At 75.7% G+C, this 6,742-nt stretch carries 7 protein-coding genes; 1 reads left to right on the top strand and 6 read right to left on the bottom strand.

From position 1 onward, the window contains the following. Positions 1–255: 255 nt before the first annotated feature. The 5 genes from ACFXAM_RS20030 to ACFXAM_RS20010 all read right to left on the bottom strand — a co-directional run bounded on the left by ACFXAM_RS20030 (position 256) and on the right by ACFXAM_RS20010 (position 4,255). Positions 256–693, bottom strand: coding sequence for a hypothetical protein (locus tag ACFXAM_RS20030; protein ID WP_380292999.1), 438 nt, complete (start codon positions 691–693; stop codon positions 256–258). A gap of 148 nt (positions 694–841) precedes the next feature. Beyond that, positions 842–1,027, bottom strand: coding sequence for a hypothetical protein (locus ACFXAM_RS20025; RefSeq protein WP_380292997.1), 186 nt, complete (start codon positions 1,025–1,027; stop codon positions 842–844). Between the two features lie 149 nt (positions 1,028–1,176). Further along, a complete protein-coding gene (locus ACFXAM_RS20020) occupies positions 1,177–2,820 on the bottom strand; it encodes a BCCT family transporter (protein ID WP_380292995.1) in 1,644 nt (547 codons plus the stop codon). Positions 2,821–2,960: 140 nt separating this feature from the next. Then, on the bottom strand, positions 2,961–3,335 hold the full coding sequence (locus tag ACFXAM_RS20015) for a MerR family transcriptional regulator (protein WP_380292993.1): 375 nt from the start codon (positions 3,333–3,335) through the stop codon (positions 2,961–2,963). Beyond that, the gene (locus ACFXAM_RS20010) at positions 3,308–4,255 is read right to left on the bottom strand and encodes an alpha/beta fold hydrolase (protein ID WP_380292991.1); all 948 of its coding nucleotides are present in this window, start codon (positions 4,253–4,255) and stop codon (positions 3,308–3,310) included. Before ACFXAM_RS20010 ends, ACFXAM_RS20015 begins: the two co-directional genes overlap by 28 nt. Positions 4,256–4,625: 370 nt before the next feature. Here ACFXAM_RS20010 and ACFXAM_RS20005 point away from each other — a divergent pair, with 370 nt between their 5' ends. Beyond that, positions 4,626–5,960 carry a sulfite oxidase gene (locus ACFXAM_RS20005; RefSeq protein ID WP_380292989.1) on the top strand — a complete coding sequence of 445 codons (1,335 nt, stop codon included), beginning with the start codon at positions 4,626–4,628 and terminating at the stop codon, positions 5,958–5,960. 35 nt (positions 5,961–5,995) lie between these two features. Here the strand turns inward: ACFXAM_RS20005 and ACFXAM_RS20000 are convergent, their stop codons facing one another. Then, entirely contained in the window at positions 5,996–6,649 is a 654-nt protein-coding gene (locus tag ACFXAM_RS20000; protein WP_380292987.1) for a TetR/AcrR family transcriptional regulator, read from the bottom strand. Positions 6,650–6,742 lie beyond the last annotated feature (93 nt).

Below are 6,742 nucleotides of genomic sequence, written 5' to 3'. Positions count from 1 at the left end.
GGTTGGGGGGTTGGGGTTTTTTGGTGGCGGGGCGGTCGGCCGGGGGGGGGGGTGGGGGGCCGGCGGGCCCCCCCCCCCCGGGGGGGGGCGCCCCGCACCGCCGCCGGGGACGTCAGCGGAAGCGCCGGAAGAGGGGGCGGACGTCGGTGGCGAGGTGGCCGGGGCGGGACCGTGCCGGCCGTGCGGGCAGGTCATCCACGGCCGCCCGGGGAGCGCCGGGCCCGCAGGGGCGGATCGCGGTCCGGGCCTCCGCGTTCATGCGCGCTCGTCCTCGTCCGGTCGGCCCGCGAGCGTGCGGGCGGCCGTGACGTCGTCCTCGTCCCAGCCCCAGTGCCCCGGGTTGTCCGGCTGCTGGGCCTGCTCGTCGATCCACCGGTTGTGGGCTTCCCAGGCGGCCTGCTTGCTGGTGCCCAGCGCGGCGCCGATCTGCGACCACGAGGCCCCGGCCCGACGCGCGGAACGGACGGACAGCTGGCGGCCGTAGGCGGCCTTGCGGGCGATCACCTCACCGAGGGCGAGCATCTCCAGGGCCTCGCCGCGCGCCAGGGGTGCCTCGTCCGGATCGGGCGACGCCGTCGCGGCATCGTCCTCGTCGGGCGGCGCCGCGAGGGCGTCGCGCGTCCGCAAGGCGTCGTAACGCGCGACCGCGGCGGGCAGCGTGAACCGGCCTTCAAGGGCATCGGGGGTCGACATGACCCGAGTGTCCCGTCAAGGTGTCCTGACGTCAAGACCGCCTGACGGTTCCGGTCGCCACTCCCCGGCGGCGCGTCCCGAGGCGCGGAGTGGCCGGGTGTTCCTCGTCGGGGCCGCGCCGACCGTCGCCGACCGTCGCCGCCCGGGGCTACTTCCGTACGGGGGCCGTGGCGGTGGCCACGGTGCCGTGCTGGACGGTTTCGACGGTGGCGCCGACGCCCAGGGTGCCCAGGGCGATGGAAGCGAGGACGGCGGTGCAGGCCAGGAAGCGGCGGTGGCGCTGGGGCAGGGGGAAGCGCGGGTCCTGGAGGGTCGCCGGGGGGTTGGCGTTCATGGCACGGAGGTTTCCAGGCCGGTGTGAACGGTCGCTACGTGCGGGTGAAGTCCGGATGGGGGATCGGCGTCGGCTTGGGCGACATGTGCAACGCCGCAGGTCACGCCCTCCGGGGAGGCCGTCCGGCGGTCCCCGGAGGGCGGGGGGTCTCACCCGTTCGGAGGACGCCGGTTGCCCCGCCGGACATCGGCGAGGGCCTCGCCGACCGCGACCCGCACAGCGTCCCGCAGGCCGTGCGCCGGGTGGAAGCGGGACGGCCCGGCGGACGGGTCGGCGCGCAGTTCCTTCACCAGGGCGACGCACAGCATCAGCATCACCCCGACGAACGGCAGCGCGACCAGGATGGTGGCGTTCTGCAGCGCGGTGAGCCCGCCGGCCAGCAGCAGCGCCGCGGCGACGCCGCCCATCAGCACGCCCCAGACCACCACCAGCCAGGTGCGCGGGTGCAGCGAACCGCGGCTGGAGAGCGAGCCGAGCACCAGCGAGGCGGAGTCGGCGCTGGTGATGAAGAAGGTCATCACCAGCAGCACCGCGACCACGCTGGTCACCGTGCCGCCCGGCAGTGCGCGCAGCATCTCGAAGAGCGAGGCCTCGGCGCCCTGCGGGATGGTGGCGACGAGGTCGGCGGCGCCGGTGGTGTCCAGCCGGATCGCGGTGCCGCCCATCACGCAGAACCAGATGACGGTGGCCCCGCTGGGCACCAGCAGCACGCCGATGAGGAACTGCCGCACGGTGCGGCCGCGCGAGATCCGGGCGATGAAGGTGCCGACGAACGGCGCCCAGGAGAGCCACCAGGCCCAGTAGAAGATGGTCCAGCTGCCGAGCCAGTCCTCGTCGGTGAAGGCGCCGGTCTGGGTGGACATGGCGGTCAGGTTGGAGAGGTAGCCGCCGACGGTGGAGGGGATGGAGTCCAGCACGAAGACGGTCGGGCCGACGAGGAAGACGAAGACCATGATCAGCGAGGCCAGCACCACGTTGGCCGTGGAGAGCCACTTGACGCCGCGGTGCACGCCGGAGAAGGCGGAGAGCACGAAGGCGGCGGTCAGCGCGCCGATGATGACCAGCTGGGTGCGCTCGCTGTTGTTGACGTCGGAGATGTAACCGAGCCCGTCGGCCACCTGGAGGGCGCCGAGGCCGAGGCTGGTGGCGGAGCCGAAGACGGTCGCGAACACGGCGAGCAGGTCGATCGCCTGGCCCTTCCAGCCGTTGGCGCCGCGTTCGCCGATCAGCGGGACGAACGCGGCGGAGATCCGGTTGCCGCGGCCCTTGCGGAAGGTGGTGTAGGCGAGGGCGAGGCCGCCGACGGCGTAGATCGCCCACGGGTGCAGGGTCCAGTGGAAGAGCGAGAACTCCAGCGCCTGCTGGGCGGCGGCCGCGGACTCGGGTTCGAGGCCGGAACCGGGCTGCGGGGCGGCGAACAGCTGGAGCGGTTCGCCGACGCCGTAGAACATCAGGCCGATGCCCATGCCGGCGCTGAACATCATGGCGACCCAGGCGGTGGTGGAGAACTCCGGTTCGTCGTCGTCACGCCCGAGCCGGATCCGGCCGAACCGGCTGAAGGCGAGCACCACGGTGAGGACGAGGAAGACGTCGGCGGCGGCGACGAAGAGCCAGCCGAAGTTGTGCAGCACCCAGCCGAGGGCGGTGCTGGAGGTCCGGCCGAGGGAGTCCTCGGCGAAGACGCCCCACGCGACGACCCCGAGCACCGCGACCGCGCCGACTCCGAACACGACCCGGTCGAGGGGGAGGGTGGCGGCGGGTTCGTCCGGCGGCTCGGGCGGCTGACTGGTCATGGGGTACCTCTCGCGGCGTCCTGGCGGTCCGACGGCATGCGTCGGCGACATGATCGGAATCGTGATACATGTCGTACTATGTCCAGTTCTTGCCGGGAGAAGCGGCAGGGCGCGCCGGGAAGGCGCGACCTGGGCGGGCGTCAGGCGGCCGCGTACGGGCGGGACGACGGCACGGCGGCGTCCAGGTAGCCGGCCAGGGCACGCCGGCTGCGGCTCAGCTCGTCGATGCGCGCGTCGAGCTCGGCCAGTTCGCCGCGCAGGGTGCCGAGCAGGTCGGGGCAGGCCTCCAGGGCGGGGATCGGGCCGGTCGCGCAGGGGAGGATCTGCGCGATCACCCGGGTGGAGAGGCCCGCCGCGAGCAGGCTGCGGATCTGGCGGACGCGGACGGTGTCGCCCTGGTCGTACTCGCGGTAGCCGCCGGCCGAGCGGGTGGGTTCGAGCAGGCCCTGCTCCTCGTAGTACCGCAGCAGGCGGGTGGACACCCCGGTCAGACGGGCGAGTTCTCCGATGCGCATGCCCGGACGAACGTCCCCGCCCGGTGGGGTGTTCCCGTCCCGCCGGGCCGGACCGGCCCCGGACGGCGGCCGAACCCGCGCTGGGCGTCGGCCGGTTCGGAGGCGTCGGCCGGTCCGGAGGCGGCGGCGCCCGTCAGGAAGCCCACCATCAGGTCCCGCAGCTCGGGCAGCCGCTCCACCATCGGCAGGTGGCCGGCCGGCAGCTCCGCCAGCCGGGCGCCGGGGATGCCCCGCGCCAGGGCGCGGTGCTGCTCCGGGGTGACCAGACCGTCCTCGGTGGTGGAGACGACCAGGGTGGGCACGGCGATCCGGGCCAGCTCGGCGCGCACGTCCGCGCGGGCGGCGAGCTCGAACTGCCAGCGGAAGCCCGCCGGGACCGGCGCGGCGGCCAGGGCGGCCCGCAGCCCGGCGAACCGCTCGGCGGGCAGGGCGTCCACCCAGGTGCGGCCGAAGGCGGTGGCCAGGCTGTGGTCGGCCCACAGCGCGGGGTGCGCGGTGAGGGCGACGGCCTGGTCGGCGAGCAGCCGGAAGCGCTGCGAGCCGCCGGCCACCCCGGCGAGCAGCAGCAGCGAGCGGACCCGGCCCGGGTGGCGGGTGGCGATCCGGACGGCGACGGCGGCGCCGAGCGAGTAGCCGGCGAGGTCGAAGTCCGCGAGCCCGGCCGCGTCGGCGGCGGCCACCAGGCGGTCGGCCAGTTCGTCGAGCGAGTGCGCCACGCCGGGTTCGTCGGGGCTGTCGCCGGAGCCCGGGTAGTCGGGGGCGACGACGGTGCGGTGGGCGGCGAGGTCGTCGAGCAGCGGGCCCCAGTTGTCGTGGACGCTGCCGCCCGCGCCGTGGGCGAGCAGCAGTCCGGGGCCGCTGCCGCGGACGGTGCGGGCGAGCGGCGCGGCGGCGGGGGCGAGGACGGGGGTGGTGGTCATGACGGCGCTCCTCCGGGGTGGTCCTGGGGCCGGCGGTCGGCCGGCCCGCTCCGCACGGTAGGAGTTCACACCGGTGTGAGGGTCAAGTCCCGGTTCGCCTGACGCGGGGTTCGCGGCGGCCCTAGGATCCGACCGTGACCGGGGGAGCGCGCGCCGTGGTACCCGCCGGGCGGCCCGCGGCCGTCGCCGGCGCCGGTGGCGCGCCCGTCCTCTCCCGCCGCGGCCGGTGTTGTCGCTGTTGCCGCCACCGCTGCTGCCGCTGCTGCCGCTGCTGCCGCTGAGCTCTTCCCCCCTCCGCCGTCGTCCCTCCGCGCCGTGACCGCACGGACGACCCCGGACCCACCACCCTGACTCGAACGGGAGTGTGCCGATGTCCGCCGACATCCCCTCGGAAACCGTCCACGCGCGGCCGGGCGGCCGCCGCCGGGGCCTCGAACGCCGTGAGCTGCTGCGTCTGCTCGCCGCCGCCGGTGCCGCAGCCCCGGCCGTCGGCGCCCTGACCGGCGCGCAGCGCGCGTCCGCCGCCCCGGCCCCGGAAGCCCCGGCCGCCCCGATCGTCCCGGTGGTCCCCGCCACCCCCACCGCCGGGCCGGTGCCCGGGATCGTCAAGCCGCTGCCCGCCGAGTGGTTCGTGCCGCGCGGGACCAACGCCGAGATGCGCTTCGACGCGCTGCGCGGCGGCCCGGACGGCACACCGGTGGGGCGGCACGTCCCGGTGGAGCGGTTCTTCGTCCGCAACCACACCAGCACCCCGCTGATCGACGCCGGCACCTGGCGGCTCCGGCTCTTCGGCACCGGCCTGCGCGGCGCCCCGACCGCCGAGCGCCCGGTCGAGTTCTCGCTCGCGGACCTGCGCGCCCTGCCCGCCCACACCACCACGGCGCTGATCGAGTGCGCGGGCAACGGCCGCAGCTTCTTCACCGGCCAGCAGCACCAGAGCGTGCCCGGCACCCCGTGGACGCTCGGCGGCATCGGCTCGGCCCGCTGGCGCGGGGTGCGGCTGGCGGAGGTGCTGCGCCGGGCGGGCCTGACGCCGCAGGCGGTGGACGTGATGCCGGCCGGCCTGGACCCGGAGCCGGTCGTCGGCGGGGTGAACCTGGGCCGGGTCCGCCGCCCGCTGCCGGTCGCCAAGGCGCTGGACGACGTGCTGCTCGCCTACGAGATGAACGGCGAGCCGCTGACGCCCGATCACGGCGCACCGGTCCGGGTGGTGGTGCCGGGGTGGGTCGGGATCGCCTCGATCAAGTGGGTCGGCAGCGTCGAGGTCGCGGACCGGCCGCTGTTCTCGCCGTGGAACACCGACTCCTACCGCCTCTTCGGCCCCGACTACCCGCCCGGCGGCAGCGCGCCGCTCACCACCCAGGTGGTGAAGAGCGCCTTCGAGCTGGCCCGGGACGCCGTCCTGCCGGCCGGCCGCACGCACCGGCTGCACGGCCGTTCGTGGTCGGGCGCGGCGCCGGTCCGCCGGGTCGAGGTGTCGGTCGACGGCGGCCGGCGGTGGCGCCCCGCGGAGCTGCGCGACGAGCCGCGGTACGGCGACTGGACGCGCTGGAGCTTCGACTGGCGCCCGGAGCGGCCCGGCCCGTACGAGCTGCGGGCGCGGGCGACCGACCGCCGGGGCAGGACCCAGCCCGAGGTGGCGGTGTTCAACCGCGAGGGCTACCTGTTCGACGCGGTGGTGGTCCACCCGGTGACGGCGGTCTGAGCGGGGGAGCGGCGGCGGCCGCGCCCGCCCCGCCGTCAGGCGTTGGACGGGACCTCGTACGGGGCCGGGTAGGCGGTCTCGTACGGGGTCAGCACCAGTCGCACCACGTCCTCCAGCCGCCGGCGGGCGTCGCCGAGCGTGGTGCGCCCGGTCACCCAGGCGGTCAGCTCGCCCTGCCAGGCGTGGCCGACGATGTGCCGCACGAGGTCGCTCGCGGCGGCCGGCACTTCGTCGGCCATCACCGCCTGGAGCGCGGCGCTGTCGGCCCGGGCCATGCCCTGCAGCGCCTCGCTGGCGAAGGGGTCCGTGGAGGCGGCGACGGCGACGCGCAGTCTGGCCAGCTCGGGCTGGCGCTGGTAGGCCCGCATGCCGCCGCGCACGAACCGCGCCACCCGGTCGGTGGCGCCCAGGCCGGCGCGCGGTCCGCGCAGCTCCGCCACCAGATCGGCCAGCAGCAGCCGGTGCCACTCGGCGATCGCCGCCGCCAGCAGGTGATCCTTGGAGGAGAAGTAGCGGTACGCCGTCCCCAGGGCGACTCCGGAGCGCTCGCAGACCTGCTTCATCTGCAGCCGCTCGACGCCGATCTCGTTCACCAGGGCGAGCGCGGCCGCGATCAGGCTTTCGCGGCGTTCGAGCTGACGCGGAGACATCGCCTCCACCGGTCGTGGTGACAGGTCAACCTTGGTCACCCGCACCATGATACGGGGCGGGGCCGCTCAGGAATATGACGCCGTCCGGCCTCCCGCCGTTCGCCCCCCGGCCACCGGGTGGTGACGGGGGGC

It is taken from the genome of Kitasatospora sp. NPDC059462 (assembly GCF_042749955.1).
Classification (GTDB): Bacteria; Actinomycetota; Actinomycetes; order Streptomycetales; family Streptomycetaceae; genus Kitasatospora.
The sequence above is the reverse complement of the archived record's forward strand: the minus strand, read 5'-3'. Positions and strand labels throughout refer to the sequence as shown.